The sequence below is a fragment of the Pseudomonas neuropathica genome, from assembly GCF_015461835.1.
Lineage (GTDB): Bacteria > Pseudomonadota > Gammaproteobacteria > Pseudomonadales > Pseudomonadaceae > Aquipseudomonas > Aquipseudomonas neuropathica.
The window spans coordinates 79,844-98,800 of the sequence record NZ_JACOPX010000002.1 but is presented as its reverse complement, the minus strand read 5'-3'; the positions used below and the strand labels follow the sequence as shown (position 1 = coordinate 98,800).

The following is an 18,957-nucleotide window of genomic DNA, read 5'->3' as shown; positions in this document are numbered from 1 at the left end:
ATGTCACTAAATTTCCCGCTGTTGCTGGTCATCGCCGTGTTCGTCTGCGGCCTGTTGGCGTTGCTTGATCTGTTGATCCTGGCGCCGCGTCGGCGTGCTGCCATTGCCTCCTATCAAGGCAGTGTCAGCCAGCCCGATGTAGTGGTCGTTGAAAAACTGAACAAAGAGCCGCTGCTGGTCGAATACGGCAAGTCGTTTTTTCCGGTGTTGTTCATCGTGCTGGTGCTGCGCTCGTTCCTCGTGGAACCGTTTCAGATCCCTTCGGGCTCGATGAAACCCACCCTGGACGTCGGCGACTTCATTCTGGTGAACAAGTTTTCTTACGGGATCCGTCTGCCGGTGATCGACAAGAAAATCATCGAAGTGGGTGATCCGCAGCGCGGTGATGTGATGGTGTTCCGCTATCCAAGTGATCCGAACGTCAATTACATCAAGCGTGTAGTCGGCCTGCCGGGCGATACGGTGCGTTACACCGCCGACAAGCGTCTGTTCATCAACGGCGAGTCGGTGGCCGAACAGTTGGTCGGCCCGGAGCCAGGCATGCTCGGCAGCGCCGAGTTCTACAAAGAAAAGCTCGGCGCTGCCGAACACCTGATCCGCAAGGAAATGAGCCGTTACCGCGCCACGCCGGACCATACCTGGACCGTGCCGGCCGGGCACTACTTCATGATGGGCGACAACCGCGACAACTCGAACGACAGTCGCTACTGGGATGATCCGAACATTCCCAAGGATCTGCTGGGCATGGTTCCAGACCAGAATATCGTCGGCAAGGCCTTCGCGGTCTGGATGAGCTGGCCGGAATCAAAACTCAGTCACCTGCCGAATTTTTCGCGGGTTGGCCTGATCAAGTAATTACACACGGCGCTGTTGACCACAGCGCCGAATGCATTTCTGGAGCCGGCACAATCGGCTTCGCAATCGCCAGGATTTAATTTTTGAACACAGCGTTAATTGTCCCAGGCCTGCGCCGCATCCCGGCGATGGCAGTGGAATTCAGCCACGAACTCAGCGTGGGTAAACCGTGAGCGTTTCTCTAAGCCGTCTCGAGCGCCAGCTCGGTTACACCTTCAAGGATCAGGAGCTGATGCTGCTGGCCCTGACGCACCGAAGTTTTGCCGGGCGCAACAACGAGCGCCTGGAATTCCTCGGCGATGCCATCCTCAATTTTGTCGCCGGCGAGGCACTGTTCGATCGCTTCCCGCTGGCCCGCGAAGGCCAGTTGTCGCGTTTGCGCGCACGCCTGGTAAAAGGTGAGACGCTGGCCGTACTGGCTCGCGGTTTCGACCTTGGCGATTACCTGCGACTGGGCTCCGGTGAGTTGAAAAGCGGCGGTTTCCGTCGCGAATCGATTCTGGCCGATGCCCTCGAAGCCCTGATCGGCGCGATCTACCTCGACGCCGGCATGGACATGGCGCGTGAGCGCGTGCTGGCCTGGCTGGCTGGCGAGTTCGAAGGTCTGACGCTGGTCGACACCAACAAGGATCCGAAGACCCGCCTGCAGGAACACCTGCAATCGCGCGGTTGTGAACTGCCACGCTACGAAGTGGTGGATATCCAGGGCGAGCCGCACTGCCGAACCTTCTTCGTCGAGTGCGAAGTTGTCTTACTGAATGAAAAAAGCCGAGGTCAGGGTGTGAGCCGTCGTATTGCCGAACAGGTAGCGGCCGCCGCAGCACTGATTGCCCTGGGCGTGGAGAATGGCAATGACTGATACAAACGCAACTCGCTGTGGCTATGTTGCCATCGTCGGCCGTCCCAACGTTGGCAAGTCCACGTTGCTGAACCACATCCTTGGCCAGAAGCTTGCGATCACTTCGCGCAAGCCGCAGACCACTCGCCACAATATGCTCGGGATCAAAACCGAAGGTGACGTACAGGCGATCTACGTCGACACCCCCGGCATGCACAAGGGTGGCGAAAAGGCCCTGAACCGTTACATGAACAAAACCGCTTCGGCAGCGTTGAAAGACGTCGACGTGGTGATCTTCGTCGTTGACCGCACCAAGTGGACCGACGAAGACCAGATGGTCCTGGAGCGCGTGCAGTACGTGACCGGCCCGCTGATCGTCGCGCTGAACAAGACTGACCGCATCGAAGACAAAGCCGAGCTGATGCCGCACCTGAGCTGGCTGCAGGAACAACTGCCGAACGCGCAGATCATTCCTATTTCCGCGCAGCACGGACACAACCTTGAAGCGCTGGAAAAGGTCATCGCAGACCATCTGCCGGAGAACGATCACTTCTTCCCGGAAGACCAGATCACCGACCGCAGCAGCCGGTTCCTTGCCGCCGAACTGGTGCGCGAGAAAATCATGCGCCAGATGGGCGCCGAGCTGCCGTACCAGATCACCGTCGAAATCGAAGAGTTCAAGCAGCAGGGCAAGACCCTGCACATTCATGCTTTGATCCTCGTTGAGCGCGACGGCCAGAAGAAGATCATCATTGGCGACAAGGGCGAGCGTATCAAACGCATCGGCACCGAAGCGCGCAAGGATATGGAGCTGCTGTTCGACTCCAAGATCATGCTCAACCTGTGGGTCAAGGTGAAGGGCGGCTGGTCCGATGACGAGCGTGCGCTGCGTTCGCTGGGTTACGGCGACCTGTAAAAACGCGGTTGTCGCAACACCGAAGAAACCTGTGGGAGCGAGCTTGCTCGCGAAGGCGTAGTGCCAGCCGACATATTTGTTGACTGTCACCCAGCATTCGCGAGCAAGCTCGCTCCCACATTGGTTTTGGGGTGAATATAGAACCGCGTTTTTATCAATGAGAGCTCCATGTCCTCAACACCGCCTCCCGCCCAACCCGCCTACGTCCTGCATTCTCGCGCCTACCGCGAAACCAGTGCGTTGGTGGACTTCCTCACGCCGCAAGGTCGGCTGCGGGCGGTGTTGCGCAGTGCGCGGGGCAAGGCCGGGACATTGGCCAGGCCGTTCGTGTCGCTCGAAGTGGAGTTCCGCGGTAAGGGTGAGTTGAAAAATGTCGGGCGCATGGAGAGCTCTGGCACCTCGGCGTGGCTCAACGGTGAAGCGCTGTTCAGCGGTCTCTATCTGAATGAATTGCTGATTCGCCTGCTGCCTGCCGAAGACCCGCACCCGGGTGTCTTCGATCACTACGCCGCGACCTTGCTGGCATTGGCCGAAGGTCGTCCGCTGGAGCCGTTGCTGCGCTCCTTCGAATGGCGGCTGCTGGACGATCTCGGTTACGGCTTTTCGTTGAATACCGATGTCCATGGCGAACCTGTTGCGCCGGATGGTCTTTATCGTCTGCAAGTGGATGCCGGTCTTGAGCGGGTCTTCCTGCTGCAACCCGGCCTGTTCAACGGCGTCGAATTACTGGCCATGGCCGAAGCCGACTGGACCGCCCCCGGCGCGCTCTCCGCCGCCAAGCGCTTGATGCGTCAGGCACTGGCTGTTCACCTGGGCGGTCGCCCTCTCGTCAGTCGCGAGCTGTTTCGCAAGCCCTAGCCCCGTGTATGCTGTGCGCCGAATCTTTCCCTTCAGGAGCGCATCCGTGACCACCAGCAATCGCATTCTTCTTGGCGTGAACATCGACCACGTCGCCACCCTGCGTCAGGCTCGTGGCACGCGCTACCCGGATCCGGTCAAAGCGGCACTGGACGCGGAAGAGGCGGGCGCCGATGGCATCACCGTGCACCTGCGTGAAGACCGTCGGCATATCCAGGAGCGCGATGTCTTGCTGCTCAAGGATGTGCTGCAAACCCGCATGAACTTCGAAATGGGCGTCACCGAAGAAATGATGGCGTTCGCCGAACGCATTCGTCCGGCGCACATCTGCCTGGTGCCGGAAACCCGTCAGGAGCTGACCACTGAAGGTGGCCTGGATGTGGCGGGGCAGGAAGAGCGCATCAAGGCAGCGGTTGAGCGCCTGTCGAAGATCGGCAGCGAAGTGTCGCTGTTCATCGATGCAGATGAGCGCCAGATCGCAGCGTCGAAGCGTGTTGGTGCGCCGGCCATCGAGTTGCACACCGGACGTTATGCCGATGCCGAAACCCCGACCGAAGTGGCAGAAGAACTCAAGCGTGTCGCCGATGGCGTGGCGTTTGGTCTGGCCCAAGGCCTGATCGTTAACGCGGGTCACGGTTTGCACTATCACAACGTTGAAGCCGTAGCGGCCATCAAAGGCATCAACGAACTGAACATCGGCCACGCGCTGGTGGCGCATGCGTTGTTCGTGGGCTTCAAGTCCGCGGTGTCCGAAATGAAAGCGCTGATCCTGGCTGCTGCCAAGCCTTAAGCTTCAACTCAAAACCCTTGTAGGAGTGAGCCTGCTCGCGATATCGGTGTGTCAGACAAAATTAATTGACTGACCCACCGCTATCGCGAGCAGGCTCGCTCCCACATTTGGTTCCAGGGTCTGTTAGAGCGGGGCAGGTTCTTGAGCGGGTTTTGACTTGTCGATACCGGGCACATGCAGATTGCCCTCAGCAACCTGATCACCCTCAAGTTGCGGCTGCGTCACCCAGGTCAAAATGTCGTAGTAGCGACGAATGTTCGCCACAAAATGCACCGGTTCGCCGCCTCGGGCGTAGCCATAACGCGTCTTGCTGTACCACTGCTTCTGCGACAGGCGCGGCAGGATTTTCTTCACGTCCAGCCATTTGTCCGGGTTCAGCCCTTCCTTGGCCGTCAGCTTGCGCGCGTCATCCAGGTGGCCACTGCCGACGTTGTACGCCGCGAGGGCAAACCAGGTGCGGTCCGGCTCCTTGATCGAATCGTCGAGCTGATCCTTCATATAAGCCAGGTACTTGGCGCCGCCCATGATGCTCTGCTTCGGATCGAGGCGGTTGGACACGCCCATTGCCTGTGCCGTGTTCTGGGTCAGCATCATCAGCCCGCGCACGCCGGTCTTTGAGGTGACCGCTGGTTGCCACAGCGATTCCTGATAACCAATGGCCGCCAGCAGACGCCAGTCGACTTTCTCTTTCTTCGCGTAATTCTTGAAGTGCTGTTCGTATTTCGGCAGGCGCTGCTGCAAGTGCTGGGCGAAGGTCGTGGCGCCCATATAGCCAAGAACATCGACGTGGCCGTAATAGCGATCCTTCAAGCGTTGCAGGGTGCCGTTCTTCTGCACTTTGTCCAGGTACGCGTTGATTTCGTTGAGCAGGCTGTTGTCTTCGCCGGGGCCGACCGCCCAGCTCTGGCTGCGCGCATCACCGAGGTCGAAGGCCACACGAATATTGGTGAAGTACACCTGATTCATCGCCACTTCGTTGGAATCGACCAGGGTCAGGTCGATCTGGCCTTCATCGACCATGCGCAGCAGGTCGACCACTTCAACCGCGTCGGACTCTTCGTATTCGATGCCGGGGAATTTCTTTTTCAGCTCCGCCAGTTGCTCGGCGTGGGTGCTGCCCTTGAGCACCATGATCTTCTTGCCGACCAGATCGCCGGGATCGGTCGGCCGCGATTGGCCGTTGCGATAGATGATCTGCGGGGTGACTTCAAGGTAGGAGTGCGAAAAGCGCACCTGCTGCTTGCGCTGTTCGCTGCTGACCAGACCGGCGGCGGCCAGTACCGGGCCATTCGGTTTGCCGATCTGGTCGAACAGGTCGTCGAGGTTGTCGGCGGTCTCGATCTTCAGCTCTACGCCCAAATCGTCGGCGAAACGCTTCACCAGCTCGTATTCGAAGCCGGTTTCACCGCTGCGATCCTGAAAGTAGGTGGCGGGGCTGTTACGGGTAATCACCCGCAGCACACCATCCTCCTTTACGCGCTCGAGTGTGTTGGGTTTATCAACACAGCCACCGAGCACCAGGAAGAGTCCGGTTGCGATCAGCCATTTGGCGTACCGCGGACGCAAAGCCGTTGGGAAAAACATCTGCGCAGTATACGCAAACGGCTGCGGGCGCCATATCTCGACAGTGCAGGGCGAGTCTGCTAGCGATCACAAAACTGCACGAAATCCCGCAGGAACGGGGCTTGACGGCATTTTGTTACAGTAAAAATAAGCGGCATCTGTATCGCTGATTTACCTGACTCTGAAGTCGGAAACACAGATTGATACCCGAGTGCAACCGTGCGTAGCGTTTCGGGTGATGTTGAGGGCGGTTTAGGCTAGAATGCACGGCCTCAAAGCACACCCCTTCCCGAGGCTGTCCCGAAGATGTTGATCCTGCGCGGCGCTCCTGCCCTTTCTGCCTTTCGCCACAGCAAACTCCTTGAGCAACTGAGCCAGAAGGTTCCGGCTGTCAGTGGCTTGTATGCTGAATTCGCTCACTTCGCCGAAGTCACCGGCGTCCTGACCGGCGACGAACAGCAGGTGCTTGCGCGCCTTCTGAAGTACGGTCCAAGCGTTCCGGTACAAGAGCCTACCGGCCGTCTGTTTCTGGTGTTGCCGCGTTTTGGCACCATCTCGCCATGGTCGAGCAAGGCCAGCGATATCGCCCGCAACTGCGGCCTGAGCAAGATCCAGCGTCTGGAGCGCGGTATCGCCTTCTACGTTGCCGGTCAGTTCAGCGAAGCCGAAGCGCAGCAGATTGCCGACGTGCTGCATGACCGCATGACCCAGATCGTGCTGGCCAACCTCGAGCAGGCCGCCGGTCTGTTCAGCCACGCCGAGCCGAAGCCGCTGACTGCAATCGACATCCTCGGTGGCGGCCGCGCCGCGCTGGAAAAGGCCAACACCGAGCTGGGCCTGGCTCTGGCTGAAGACGAGATCGATTACCTGGTCAATGCCTTCAACGGTCTCAAGCGCAACCCGCACGACATCGAACTGATGATGTTCGCCCAGGCCAACTCCGAGCACTGCCGCCACAAGATCTTCAACGCCAGTTGGGATATTGATGGTGAGAACCAGGAAAAAAGCCTGTTCGGCATGATCAAGAACACCTACGTGATGCACAGCGAAGGCGTTCTGTCGGCTTATAAGGACAACGCCTCGGTGATCGTCGGCAACGTTGCCGGCCGTTTCTTCCCGAATCCTGAAACCCGCCAGTACGGCGCGGTGCAGGAGCCGGTGCACATCCTGATGAAGGTTGAAACCCACAACCACCCGACCGCAATTGCTCCGTTCCCGGGCGCGTCCACCGGTTCCGGTGGCGAGATCCGTGACGAAGGTGCAACCGGCCGTGGTGCCAAGCCAAAGGCTGGCCTGACCGGTTTCACCGTGTCCAACCTGCAGATCCCGGGCTTCGAACAGCCATGGGAAGTGCCGTACGGCAAGCCTGAGCGCATTGTTACCGCGCTGGACATCATGATCGAAGGCCCGCTCGGCGGCGCTGCGTTCAACAACGAATTCGGTCGTCCGGCCCTGACCGGCTACTTCCGGACCTTCGAACAGTCGATCACCACCCCGCACGGTGACGAAGTTCGTGGTTACCACAAGCCGATCATGCTCGCTGGCGGCATGGGCAACATCCGCGAAGAACACGTCAAGAAAGGCGAGATCGTCGTTGGCTCCAAGCTGATCGTCCTCGGCGGCCCGGCGATGCTCATCGGTCTGGGCGGCGGCGCTGCGTCCTCGATGGCCACCGGCACCAGCTCGGCGGATCTCGACTTCGCTTCCGTGCAGCGTGAAAACCCTGAGATGGAGCGTCGCTGCCAGGAAGTCATCGACCGTTGCTGGCAACTGGGCGACAAAAACCCGATCAGCTTCATCCACGACGTCGGCGCGGGCGGTCTGTCCAACGCCTTCCCGGAACTGGTCAACGACGGCGACCGCGGTGGCCGTTTCGAACTGCGCAACATTCCCAACGACGAGCCGGGCATGGCCCCGCACGAAATCTGGTCCAACGAATCTCAGGAACGTTACGTTCTGGCGGTCGGCCCGGAAGACTTCGAGCGCTTCCAGGCGATCTGCGAACGTGAGCGTTGCCCGTTTGCCGTAGTGGGCGAGGCGACTGCCGAGCCGCAACTGACCGTGACCGACAGCCACTTCGGCAACAACCCGGTGGACATGCCACTGGAAGTGTTGCTGGGCAAAGCCCCGCGCATGCACCGTTCGGTGGTTCGCGAAGCTGAGTTGGGCGATGACTTCGATCCGTCGAACCTCGACATCAGCGAGTCCATCGAACGCGTTCTGCATCACCCGGCCGTGGCGAGCAAAAGCTTCCTGATCACCATCGGCGACCGTACCATCACCGGCCTCGTGGCCCGTGACCAAATGGTTGGCCCATGGCAGGTTCCGGTGGCCGACGTTGCTGTCACCGCCACCAGTTTTGACGTTTACACCGGTGAAGCGATGGCGATGGGCGAGCGGACTCCGCTGGCACTGCTGGACGCTCCGGCGTCGGGCCGCATGGCCATCGGCGAAACCCTGACCAACATTGCTGCTTCGCGTATCAACAAGCTCTCCGACATCAAACTGTCGGCGAACTGGATGTCGGCGGCCGGCCACCCGGGCGAAGACGCGCGTCTGTACGACACCGTGAAAGCGGTCGGTATGGAACTGTGCCCTGAGCTGGGCATCACCATTCCGGTGGGCAAGGACTCGATGTCCATGGCCACCCGCTGGAACGATAACGGCGAAGAAAAAACCGTGACCTCGCCGATGTCGCTGATCGTGACCGGTTTCGCGCCAGTGGCTGACATCCGTCAGACCCTGACCCCGGAACTGCGCATGGACAAGGGCACCACCGACCTGATCCTGATCGATCTCGGTCGCGGTCAGAACCGTATGGGGGCTTCGATTCTTGCTCAGGTTCACGGCAAGCTCGGCAAACACGCTCCGGACGTCGATGACGCCGAAGACCTGAAAGCCTTCTTCGCAGTGATCCAGGGCCTCAACGCCGACGGTCACCTGCTGGCTTACCACGACCGTTCCGACGGTGGTCTGCTGACCTCCGTGGTGGAAATGGCCTTCGCTGGCCACTGCGGTCTGAGCCTGAACCTCGACAGCGTTGCCGAGTCTTCGGCGGAAATCGCCGCGATCCTGTTCAACGAAGAATTGGGCGCCGTGATCCAGGTTCGTCAGGACGCCACGCCAGATATCCTCGCGCAATTCAGCGCGGCCGGTCTGGGCGACTGCGTATCGGTGATCGGTCAGCCGATCAACAATGGCCAGATCAACATCACCTTCAACGGTGACACCGTGTTCGAAGGTCAGCGTCGTCTGCTGCAACGTCAGTGGGCCGAGACCAGCTACCAGATCCAGCGTCTGCGCGACAACGCCGACTGCGCCGAACAAGAGTTCGACGTGCTGCTGGAAGAAGACAACCCGGGCCTGAGCGTCAAGCTCAGCTACGACGTCAATCAGGACATCGCCGCGCCTTACATCAAGAAAGGCATCCGCCCACAGGTTGCCGTGCTGCGTGAGCAGGGCGTCAACGGTCAGGTGGAAATGGCGGCCGCGTTCGACCGCGCCGGTTTCAACGCGATCGACGTGCACATGAGCGATATTCTGGCCGGCCGTGTTGACTTGAACGAGTTCAAAGGTCTGGTGGCGTGCGGTGGTTTCTCCTACGGCGACGTACTCGGCGCCGGTGAAGGCTGGGCCAAGTCGGCACTGTTCAACAGCCGCGCCCGCGATGCGTTCCAGGGTTTTTTCGAGCGTAACGACAGCTTCACCCTCGGCGTGTGCAACGGTTGCCAGATGATGTCCAACCTGCACGAGCTGATCCCGGGTAGCGAGTTCTGGCCGCACTTCGTGCGTAACCGTTCCGAGCAGTTCGAAGCCCGCGTGGCGATGGTTCAGGTTCAGGAGTCGAACTCGATCTTCCTGCAAGGCATGGCCGGTTCGCGTATGCCGATCGCCATTGCTCACGGCGAAGGTCACGCTGAGTTCTCCAGCGAAGAAGCACTGCTGGAAGCCGATCTGTCGGGTTGCGTGGCGATGCGTTTCGTCGACAACCATGGCAAGGTCACCGAGCGTTATCCAGCCAACCCGAACGGTTCGCCGCGCGGGATTACCGGTCTCACCAGCCGTGATGGCCGTGTAACGATCATGATGCCGCACCCGGAGCGTGTGTTCCGCGCGGTGCAGAACTCGTGGCGTTCGGAAGACTGGAACGAAGACGCACCCTGGATGCGTATGTTCCGTAATGCGCGTGTGTGGGTTAACTAAGGCCTGTGTATAAGCTGGCGTTTTTTGTTCCTGACAGTCATGTCGAGGTGGTCAAAGGGGCTGTGTTCGCTGCCGGTGGTGGGCGGATCGGTGACTATGACCACTGTGCTTGGCAGGTGCTTGGGTCTGGCCAGTTTCGACCTTTGGACGGCAGTCAGCCGTTTATGGGCGAGGCGGGGCGGGTTGAGCGGGTTGAGGAATGGAAGGTTGAGCTTGTAGTGGCGGATGAGTTGATCGTGGCTGTTGTGGCGGCGCTCAAGTTGAGCCATCCCTACGAGACGCCGGCTTATGAAGTGTGGCGGCTGGAAGATTTCTGATCTTTCTTGCTGCTGAAACAGGAAACCCGCAGATGAGTGATTGTCTGCGGGTTTTTTGTTGCCTGCGATTTGCTGTTCTGTAGGAGTGAGCCTGCTCGCGATGGCGCCCTGACAGGCGACCATGTTCTGGCTGACTGAGTGAATATCCGTTTCTTCGGGTGCTGCGGCTGGCGGTTTCGCCCTTACGGCGACTCACTTTTTTTACAAACGCCTAGAAAAAGTAAGCAAAAAAAGGCTTGCCCCAACGTTCGGCCCACTCGCTAAAGCTCGGGGTTCCTTCGCTCCGGGATTCATCCGGGCGCATCGCCTACGGTTTGCTGCGCTGCACCTCCTCTCGATGCATTTGGCTGCGCCAAACGGTCGCTGCGCTCCCACCCCCGGATAAATCCCTCCACTCAGCCTGCCGACGGGGCCGGTGGATCAAGATCAAAAGCAGCAGCCGAGCTAACGCTCATCCTGCTGAGTGGTGAGGAGCACGGAGTGTTCGGCAGTGGTTTTGTGGTGGATTCGCCCCTCATCGGAACGCCGCCCGCCCAGCCCTCTCCCGAGGGAGAGGGAGCCGATTTGTGGGCTTTTCAAGATCTGAATTCGACTCGGTATTTCACGTCGGCGTACATCCACCAAACACCTCGGTCAGTCCCCTCGTCCTCTGGGTGAGGGGAAGGTAATGGCTTTTGATCTGTTTCAGAATCTGAATTCGACTCGGTATTTCACGTCGGCGTACATCCACCAAACACCTTGGTCAGTCCCCTCTCCCTTTGGGAGAGGGCTAGGGTGAGGGTTTGCTTTTGGCTGTTTAATGGTGTGTCGAATAGCCAGAACCTTCCCACAAGGTTTTCAGGTTGTCCGTCGGACGCCCGCTCTCTAGGCTTTGCCTGTCGCTGCCAATTCAGCGACCGGGCGTGAGATCCCCGGAATGCTTGCAACTAGCGCCAACACTACGATAATTGGCGCCAGCTCAATCTGCTGCCTGTTTTATGGCGGCTGTGTGCGGGCAGACTTCGGTCTGGCCGGTTGCCTGCTCCGGTGGATCTCACCCTGCACATAGCTGCCACCTCTTCGCCGCGTGAGATCCGGCGAACGATGGCATCCACACTTGCAGTAGCAGGAGTTGAACTTTGGACAAGCTGATCCCCGACCCACCCCACGAAACCAAAACCCCACTCGAAGAAGCCCTCCGCGCCGAAGACCAGGCCCGAAACCGCGAAGCCATCAAGCGCGCCCTCGACTTCTACCTGTGCCCCGAGCCCGCAAAGCCACGCCGGCCTAGCACCATGTTCATGGTCTGTCCGCAGGTCGACACCGAAAGCCTGCTCGCCCACGCTTGCGAGTCATTAGCCTCTGCAAGTACCGCGGCCGGCAACTTCGCCAATGAGCTAAACGGTTCTCAGCGCAGCACCGTATTAGGCATCCAGCAAATCGTCATGCTCGCCGAACTGGCGGTAAATCGCGCACTGGATCGGGTAGACCCGCAAACCTGATCCATACGGGGACATCGCAAACAGGCTGGCCCCATTGGGATAGGGGCCAGCCTGCTCAAGCGCATGACTTTGGAGATTGACGTTCGCGGCTCAACTCAGTGGCAGATGTGGCATTGACCGTTCATCGGAAACAGCCCTTGACCTGTAATTTCTGACAGTGGTGCGATACCTCCAACTCCTGTCAGATAAGCCTTCCATCCAAAACGGGTAAGAAGGAACTTAGATATGTCTGCTGAAAAAAATGTTGTGCCAGTAATCACCAGTGTGAAAGACGATAACGGCCTAGAAATTCCCAGCGGTGGCACCACTTTGGCAACTTCTGTGCACTTGAGCGGGATTGCAGTTGCTGGAGAGAGAGTTGAAATCCTCGACGCTTCTGTTGTGAAGGGGCAAGTAATCGCCAGTGGTACAGGACGCTGGGCGCTGCACCTGACAGGTCTGAAACTGGGTGCTCATTCGATTACGGCCAAAGGAAGCGCTGGTATGTCACAGGCTCGTACGTTTACCGTTGTTCCAGCCAAGTAACTGCCGAAAAAAAGCCGCTGTGCTTCATAGCGCAGCGGCTTTTCCTTGATCAGCAAGGTTGTTTGATTTTGCTTTGGCTTAAACCTTCGCACTGACCTCACTACGATTGACCAGCGCTTCAAGTGCTCCACTCAAACTCGCAGCTTTGTCACCCACCAACAAGTGCCAAACCCCACCCTCCAACTGGCTGACACCCTGACAACCCAGCTCCTTCAACTGCGCCTCGGACAGCGCCTTGCCATCCGCCAACAGCAAGCGAATCCGGCTCATGGCAATGCAATCCAGTTGCAGCACGTTGTCGCCACCACCCAGTGCGTTCAGCCATTGCTGGGCTTCGGTGCCTGCGACCACAACAGCTTTCGGCTCTTCGACAACCGCAACAGGTTCAGCAAGAACCGCACGCCCCAACGCCGGCATCGCCAGGCGAATCTCATCAGCAATGCTGTCGGCCAGCGGACCGACCACCACCTGCAAACTGCCACCCTTGCCCGGACGCACAACGGCCATCGCACCCAACGCTTTCAGGTCTGCATCGGACGCCTTGTTGCGATCCACCATTTCCAGTCTCAACCGCGTTGTGCAGGCACCGACAGTCACAAGGTTATCGGCACCACCGAGTGCCTTGATGTAAGCCCCGGCGCGTTCGTTTTCCGCAAAAACCGCTTTTTCAGCCGTCGCCACATCTTCACGCCCCGGCGTCTTCAGATTGAAACGACGAATGCAGAAATCAAACACCGCGTAATACACCACGGCATACGCCAGCCCGACCGGAATCACCAACCAGCCATTGGTCGAACGGCCCCAGCCCAGCACCATGTCGATGAAGCCGCCAGAGAAGGTGAAGCCGAGGTGAATGTTCAACGCATTGGTGATCGCCATCGACAACCCGGTCAGCAGCGCATGCAGCAGATACAACAACGGCGCCAGAAACATGAAGGCAAATTCAATCGGCTCGGTCACCCCAGTCAAAAACGACGTCAAAGCCATCGACAGAAAAATCCCGCCCATGACCTTGCGCCGTTCCGGCAGGGCGTTGCGATACATCGCCAGGCACGCGGCGGGCAGGCCGAAGATCATCATCGGGAACATGCCGGTCATGAACTGGCCGCCCTTCGGATCACCGGCGAAGTAGCGCGACAGGTCACCCGTCACCAGAGCCCCGGTAGTTGGATCGGTGAAGTTGCCGAACACGAACCACGCCATGTTGTTGAGGATATGGTGCAGGCCGGTGACGATCAGCAGGCGGTTGAACACGCCAAACACGAACGCGCCGATACTGCCGCTTTCCATCATCAGCGCACCAAACGCGTTGATGCCGTGCTGGATCGGCGGCCAGATATAGCCGAACACGACACCGAGGCCGACCGCCGCGAACCCTGTGACAATCGGCACAAACCGCCGGCCACCGAAGAACGCCAGGTATTCCGGCAGCTTGATGTCCTTGAAGCGGTTGTACAGCGCGCCCGCCATCAGGCCGCTGACAATCCCGGCGAGCATGCCCATGTTGATGCTCGCGTCGAGCACCTTGAGCGTGGAGATCATCACCAGATAACCGATCACTCCGGCAAGACCGGCGGTGCCGTTGTTGTCCTTGGCGAAACCGACGGCGATGCCGATGGCGAAGATCATCGCCAGGTTGGCGAAGATCACTTGGCCGGCATCGTGAATGATCGCGATGTTCAGCAGGTCGGTGTCACCCAGGCGCAGTAGCAGGCCGGCAATCGGCAGGATCGCGATCGGCAGCATCAGCGCGCGGCCGAGGCGTTGCAGGCCTTCGATGAAGAGTTGGTACATGGTGGTTCTCCCGGCTCTTTATAGAGAGCTTGTTGTTAGGGCAGCGGCCAATGCTGGTGGCAGGCGTGACGCACGGCGGCGGCGCTGCTCAGCTTGAGCAGGTCGCGACTCAGGCGCTGACATTCGGTTTCGTGCAGTTGACGCACGCGGTCCTTGATTTCACCGATCTGCACCGGGCTGACCGACAGTTCGCTCACGCCGAGGCCGATCAAAACGGGTGTGGCCAGCGGGTCGGAGGCGAGGGCGCCGCAGACGCCGACCCAACGCTTGTGCACTGCTGCGCCTTCGCAGGTCATGGCGATCAGACGCAGCAGCGCCGGGTGCAAGGCGTCGACGCGGGCAGCCAGACCGGCGTGGTCGCGATCCATGGCCAAGGTGTATTGCGACAGATCGTTGGTGCCGATGGAGAGGAAGTCCGCGTGTTCGGCCAGTTGTTCGGCCTGCAATGCGGCGGCAGGGACTTCAATCATCACGCCGATTTCCGGGCGTTGGGTGATGTTCAGCTCCAGACACAACGCATCGACGCGTTCACGAATGTGCAGCAGCTCGTCGACTTCGGTGACCATCGGCAACAGGATCCGGCAGCGGCGCAATGGGCTGACTTGCAGCAGCGCGCGCAGTTGCTGGTCGAGGATTTCCGGGCGCGCCTGAGCCAGACGAATGCCGCGCAGGCCGAGCACCGGGTTGGCTTCGACCGGCAGCGGCAGGTAGTCGAGTTGCTTGTCGCCGCCGACGTCGATGGTGCGGATGATCACCGACTTGTCGCCCATCGCATCGATGACGGCTTGATAGGCACAGCGCTGTTCTTCGACGTCCGGCGCGGTCTGACGATCGACGAACAAAAACTCAGTGCGCAACAGACCAACGCCGTCAGCGCCGTTGGCGAAGGCATCTGCCGCTTCACCGCTGGAGGCAACGTTGGCGACAACTTCGATGGTCACGCCGTTGCGGGTTTCTGCAGGCAGGTGAGCCTTGGCTTGCTGTGCGTCGCGGCGTTGCTGACGATCAATTTGCGCCTGCTGAACTTCAGCCAGGCGTTCGGCATCTGGCGTCAGTTCGAGGCGTCCACTGTCGGCATCGAGCACCACCGCTTGGCCTTGTCGCTGATCAAGCAAGGCAGAACCCAACGCCACCATGCACGGCAGACCTTTGCCGCGAGCGAGAATTGCCACGTGCGACGTCGCGCCACCCTCGGCCATGCATAACCCGGCAACGCCTTGCGCGCTGAGTTGCAGCAGATCCGAAGGCGTCAGTTCATGAGCGGCAACAATGGCGCCGGCCGGTACGTCGTAATGCCAGGCTTCGCCGAGCAATGCCCGCAACACCCGTTGCTTGAGGTCACGCAGATCGTTGGCGCGCTCGGCCAGCAGCGCGCTGCCGGTGTGCTGCAGCATTTCGCATTGCACGTCGATCGACTGACTCCAGGCGTGAGTGGCCGCACAACCTTGTTCGATGGAAAGCTGTGCCGCGTCGAGCAGCGCTGGATCTTCCAACAACGCCAGATGCGCGGCGAAGATCGCTTCTTCGTCGGCATTCCTGTGTTTTTTCGCTTGCGCGAGGGTGGCGTCGATTTCGTTGCGCACCTGAGTCAGCGCCGCGTCGAGCACCTGCTGTTGCTGCAGCGGATCATGATTGCCCGCATCCGCCGGCAACCTGATCGCGTTCAAACGAAACAGCGGCCCGCCAACCAGTCCCGGCGCAGCGCAGACACCGTGCAACACGCCAGCCTCGGCCGGGCGCTTAAGAGCGGCAACATTGACCGGCGCCACCGCGTGATGATCATCCGGCAGCGCCGTGGCCAGTGCGCTGAGCAACGCTTGCAACGCGGCTTCAGCGTCCGGCCCCTGACAACTGACCTGCACCTCATCCTGCTCGCCAACGGCCAGGCCCATCAAACCGATCAGGCTGTTGCACGGCGCCGATTTGCCGGCGAAGTGCAGTTGCGACTGGCTCTTGAACCCTTGCGCAGTCTGCCGAATCAACGCAGCCGGGCGGGCATGCAAACCACCGCGATGGGCCACCAGAACATGGCCATGAACCTCAGGCCCGTCGATGACTGCTGCGCTCGCCGCCAAACCGTTGCGCGCAATAATGTGCAGCAACGGCTCGCCGACTTTCACTGTTTTGAGCGTAATCGGTCGCACCTGAAAATCCTGGCTGTTGGTCAGGATCAACAGGCTGACCAGGCTTTTGCATTGCTGGCCGACCTTGTCCAGGTCATAGCGCAACAACGGCTGGCCCTTGCTGACGCGGGTGCCATCCTTGACCAGCATTGAGAAGCCTTCGCCGTTCAACTCAACGGTATCGAGGCCCAGATGCAGAAGGATCTCGGCGCCGTTGTCGGCACGCACGGTGAGCGCGTGGCCGGTGCGGGCGACGTGAATGATCATTCCGGCGCACGGCGAATACAGCGTGTCGTTGATCGGGTCGATAGCAATGCCGTCGCCCATGGCGCCGCTGGCGAACACCGCGTCCGGGACTTTGGCGAGCGTGAGCACCGGGCCGCTGAGCGGGGCGCAGAGGGTCAGCTCTTTATTGTTGTTGTGCATGGCTCGGTCTCATCGGTGATATCTCGGTTCGATGTCCCCTGTAGGAGCTGTCCCAGGCTGCGATCTTTTGATCTTGTCTTTCTGTGAATCAAAATCAAAAGATCGCAGCCTTCGGCAGCTCCTACAGGTTTGCTTCAATTAATGCGTGCGGGTCACTTTGCTCAGGTGGCGCGGCTGATCCGGGTCCATGCCTCGGGCCACGGCCAAACCAGCGGCCATCACGTAGAAGCTCTGAATCGCCAGAATCGGATCAAGGGCCGGGTGCTCGGCGCGGGTCAGGGTCAGGGTCAGGTCGCGTTCGCTGATATCGTCCGGCGCAGCGAGCAATACGCGAGCACCGCGTTGACGCATTTCTGCCGCGAGGCTCAACAGCCCGGCCTGCTCGGCACCGCGTGGGGCGAAGACCAGCAACGGATAGTGTTCGTCGATCAGCGCCATCGGGCCGTGACGCACTTCCGCGCTGCTGAACGCTTCGGCCTGAATCGCCGAGGTTTCCTTGAATTTCAGCGCCGCCTCTTGGGCGATGGCAAAACCGGCGCCACGGCCGATGACCATCAAACGCTCGCAATCGCGCAGCGCTTCGATGGCCACGCTCCAGTCCTGTTTGGCGGCTTCGCGCAGGCCTTCGGGCAGGGCGTTGCCGGCTTCGAGCAATTCGCTGTCCTCTTTCCAGTGCGCGATCAAACGGGCGCTGGCGCTGAGGGTGGCGATAAAACTTTTGGTCGCGGCGACGCTGCTTTCAGTCCCGGCGAGCAGGGGAACGCTGAATTCACACGCGGCTTCCAATGGCGAATCGGCGGCGTTGACCATCGACACACTGAGCGCGCCACGCTTGCGCAACAGGCGCAGGCTGTTGACCAGGTCCGGGCTCTGCCCCGATTGCGAAAAGGCGAACGCCACCTGACCGCTGACTTTCAACGGCGCCTGCTGCATGGTCACCACCGACATTGGCAACGACGCCACCGGTACGCCGAGTTGCTGCATGGTCAAGTAGGCGAAGTAGCTCGCCGCGTGGTCGGAGCTGCCGCGAGCCACAGTCATTGCCACTTGCGGCGGCTGACGGCGCAGGCGCCCGGCAATTTCGATCATTTGCGGGTCGAGCTGTTGCAGTTGGGCTTGCACGGCCTCGAACGAGGACAGCGCCTCCTCAAGCATTTTTGAAGTCAATGTCTTCTCCTTCGACCATGACGGCGGTCAGTGTGAGTGAGCGATCCAGCCGCACGCAGTCGGCCCAGGCCCCTGGTTGCAGGCGCCCGCGTTCGTTTATGCCGAGGTAGTCGGCGGGAAATTGCGACAGGCGCTGCGAGGCCTCGGCGATCGGCAAACCGATCTTCACCAGGTTGCGCAGGGCCTGATCCATGGTCAGGGTGCTGCCGGCCAACGTGCCGTCGGGCAGGCGTACGCCGCCCAGGCATTTGGTCACGGTGTGGCTGCCGAGCTTGTATTCACCGTCGGGCATGCCAGCGGCGGCGGTCGAATCGGTGACGCAATACAGGCACGGGATCGAACGCAAGGCCACGCGGATCGCACCGGGATGCACGTGCAGCAAATCCGGAATCAGCTCGGCGAATTTGGCGTGGGCCAGTGCGGCGCCGACGATGCCCGGCTCGCGGTGATGCAGCGGGCTCATGGCGTTGTAGAGGTGGGTGAAACTGGTCGCGCCGGCATCGAGGGCGGCAACGCCTTCCTCGTAACTGCCGAGCGTGTGGCCGATCTGCATGCGGATGCCACGGCTGCTCAGCTCACGGATCAAACCGTCGTGGCCGGCGATTTCCGGGGCGATGGTGATCACCCGGATCGGCGCCAGTGCCAGATATTCTTCGACTTCGGCCATTAACGCGGTGTGGGCGAAGTTCGGTTGCGCGCCGAGTTTTCCCGGATTGATGTACGGGCCTTCGAGGTGTACACCGAGGACTCGCGCGGCACCTTGCGGACGCTGTTCGCAGAACTCTCCGACTTCTTTCAAGACGCTGGAGATCTCGGCGCTCGGCGCGGTCATGGTGGTGGCCAGCAGCGAGGTGGTGCCGAAACGCACGTGGGTTCTGGTGATGGTCTCGAAGGCGCTGGCGCCTTCCATGATGTCTTTGCCACCGCCGCCGTGGACGTGCAGATCGATGAAGCCCGGCAGCAGATACGGCAGGTCATTGTCGGCCGGATCGCAGGGCACGCCTTCGATCGACACGACTTTGCCGTGTTCGTGGACCAGCCGGCCGCGAATCCAGCCGCTGGCGGTAAGGATGTTGTCTTCGGACATTTTGGTTCTCGCTT

14 protein-coding genes are annotated in these 18,957 nt (G+C 60.2%); 9 read left to right on the top strand and 5 right to left on the bottom strand.

The window, feature by feature from the left end; translation table 11 throughout:
• The 5 genes from lepB to pdxJ all read left to right on the top strand — a co-directional run bounded on the left by lepB (window position 1) and on the right by pdxJ (window position 4,257).
• The gene (lepB, locus tag H8F23_RS02510; protein WP_093436909.1) at window positions 1-855 is read left to right on the top strand and encodes a signal peptidase I; all 855 of its coding nucleotides are present in this window, start codon (window positions 1-3) and stop codon (window positions 853-855) included.
• 169 nt (window positions 856-1,024) lie between these two features.
• Window positions 1,025-1,714, top strand: coding sequence for a ribonuclease III (rnc, locus tag H8F23_RS02505; RefSeq protein ID WP_093436904.1), 690 nt, complete (start codon window positions 1,025-1,027; stop codon window positions 1,712-1,714).
• Entirely contained in the window at window positions 1,707-2,609 is a 903-nt protein-coding gene (gene era, locus H8F23_RS02500) for a GTPase Era (protein WP_016771562.1), read from the top strand. The genes rnc and era overlap by 8 nt, the downstream gene beginning before the upstream one ends.
• 168 nt (window positions 2,610-2,777) lie before the next feature.
• The gene (gene recO, locus H8F23_RS02495) at window positions 2,778-3,467 is read left to right on the top strand and encodes a DNA repair protein RecO (RefSeq protein ID WP_102900606.1); all 690 of its coding nucleotides are present in this window, start codon (window positions 2,778-2,780) and stop codon (window positions 3,465-3,467) included.
• A 46-nt stretch (window positions 3,468-3,513) separates the two neighbouring features.
• A complete protein-coding gene (gene pdxJ / locus H8F23_RS02490; protein WP_016986101.1) occupies window positions 3,514-4,257 on the top strand; it encodes a pyridoxine 5'-phosphate synthase in 744 nt (247 codons plus the stop codon).
• A gap of 123 nt (window positions 4,258-4,380) precedes the next feature.
• Here pdxJ and mltF read toward each other — a convergent pair whose 3' ends face one another.
• The gene (gene mltF, locus H8F23_RS02485) at window positions 4,381-5,841 is read right to left on the bottom strand and encodes a membrane-bound lytic murein transglycosylase MltF (RefSeq protein ID WP_194933305.1); all 1,461 of its coding nucleotides are present in this window, start codon (window positions 5,839-5,841) and stop codon (window positions 4,381-4,383) included.
• 285 nt (window positions 5,842-6,126) lie between these two features.
• Between mltF and purL the strand changes: the two genes are divergently transcribed.
• The 4 genes from purL to H8F23_RS02465 all read left to right on the top strand — a co-directional run bounded on the left by purL (window position 6,127) and on the right by H8F23_RS02465 (window position 12,346).
• A complete protein-coding gene (purL, locus tag H8F23_RS02480; protein WP_194933304.1) occupies window positions 6,127-10,023 on the top strand; it encodes a phosphoribosylformylglycinamidine synthase in 3,897 nt (1,298 codons plus the stop codon).
• 5 nt (window positions 10,024-10,028) lie between these two features.
• Complete coding sequence (locus tag H8F23_RS02475; protein WP_194933303.1) at window positions 10,029-10,340, top strand: YqfO family protein; 312 nt, start codon at window positions 10,029-10,031, stop codon at window positions 10,338-10,340.
• Window positions 10,341-11,458: 1,118 nt separating this feature from the next.
• A complete protein-coding gene (locus tag H8F23_RS02470; RefSeq protein WP_095119363.1) occupies window positions 11,459-11,821 on the top strand; it encodes a DUF6124 family protein in 363 nt (120 codons plus the stop codon).
• Between the two features lie 225 nt (window positions 11,822-12,046).
• Window positions 12,047-12,346, top strand: coding sequence for a hypothetical protein (locus H8F23_RS02465; protein ID WP_194933302.1), 300 nt, complete (start codon window positions 12,047-12,049; stop codon window positions 12,344-12,346).
• A gap of 78 nt (window positions 12,347-12,424) precedes the next feature.
• On the opposite strand, the gene nagE is transcribed toward H8F23_RS02465, so the two are convergent.
• The 4 genes from nagE to nagA all read right to left on the bottom strand — a co-directional run bounded on the left by nagE (window position 12,425) and on the right by nagA (window position 18,943).
• Window positions 12,425-14,140, bottom strand: coding sequence for an N-acetylglucosamine-specific PTS transporter subunit IIBC (gene nagE / locus H8F23_RS02460; RefSeq protein WP_123464916.1), 1,716 nt, complete (start codon window positions 14,138-14,140; stop codon window positions 12,425-12,427).
• 35 nt (window positions 14,141-14,175) lie between these two features.
• Complete coding sequence (gene ptsP, locus H8F23_RS02455; RefSeq protein WP_194933301.1) at window positions 14,176-16,689, bottom strand: phosphoenolpyruvate--protein phosphotransferase; 2,514 nt, start codon at window positions 16,687-16,689, stop codon at window positions 14,176-14,178.
• A gap of 138 nt (window positions 16,690-16,827) precedes the next feature.
• On the bottom strand, window positions 16,828-17,856 hold the full coding sequence (locus H8F23_RS02450; protein WP_194933300.1) for an SIS domain-containing protein: 1,029 nt from the start codon (window positions 17,854-17,856) through the stop codon (window positions 16,828-16,830).
• Window positions 17,837-18,943 (bottom strand): N-acetylglucosamine-6-phosphate deacetylase, encoded by a 1,107-nt coding sequence (gene nagA / locus H8F23_RS02445; protein WP_194933299.1) that lies wholly within the window; start codon window positions 18,941-18,943, stop codon window positions 17,837-17,839. Before nagA ends, H8F23_RS02450 begins: the two co-directional genes overlap by 20 nt.
• Window positions 18,944-18,957 lie beyond the last annotated feature (14 nt).

What these genes read in the sequence shown, in the direction of transcription:
- ptsP (WP_194933301.1), bottom strand. Translation starts at nt 16,689, where the DNA reads ATGCACAACAACAATAAAGAGCTGACCCTCTGCGCCCCGCTCAGCGGC.
- purL (WP_194933304.1), top strand. Translation starts at nt 6,127, where the DNA reads ATGTTGATCCTGCGCGGCGCTCCTGCCCTTTCTGCCTTTCGCCACAGC.
- lepB (WP_093436909.1), top strand. Translation starts at nt 1, where the DNA reads ATGTCACTAAATTTCCCGCTGTTGCTGGTCATCGCCGTGTTCGTCTGC.
- nagE (WP_123464916.1), bottom strand. Translation starts at nt 14,140, where the DNA reads ATGTACCAACTCTTCATCGAAGGCCTGCAACGCCTCGGCCGCGCGCTG.
- H8F23_RS02465 (WP_194933302.1), top strand. Translation starts at nt 12,047, where the DNA reads ATGTCTGCTGAAAAAAATGTTGTGCCAGTAATCACCAGTGTGAAAGAC.
- era (WP_016771562.1), top strand. Translation starts at nt 1,707, where the DNA reads ATGACTGATACAAACGCAACTCGCTGTGGCTATGTTGCCATCGTCGGC.
- nagA (WP_194933299.1), bottom strand. Translation starts at nt 18,943, where the DNA reads ATGTCCGAAGACAACATCCTTACCGCCAGCGGCTGGATTCGCGGCCGG.
- mltF (WP_194933305.1), bottom strand. Translation starts at nt 5,841, where the DNA reads ATGTTTTTCCCAACGGCTTTGCGTCCGCGGTACGCCAAATGGCTGATC.
- recO (WP_102900606.1), top strand. Translation starts at nt 2,778, where the DNA reads ATGTCCTCAACACCGCCTCCCGCCCAACCCGCCTACGTCCTGCATTCT.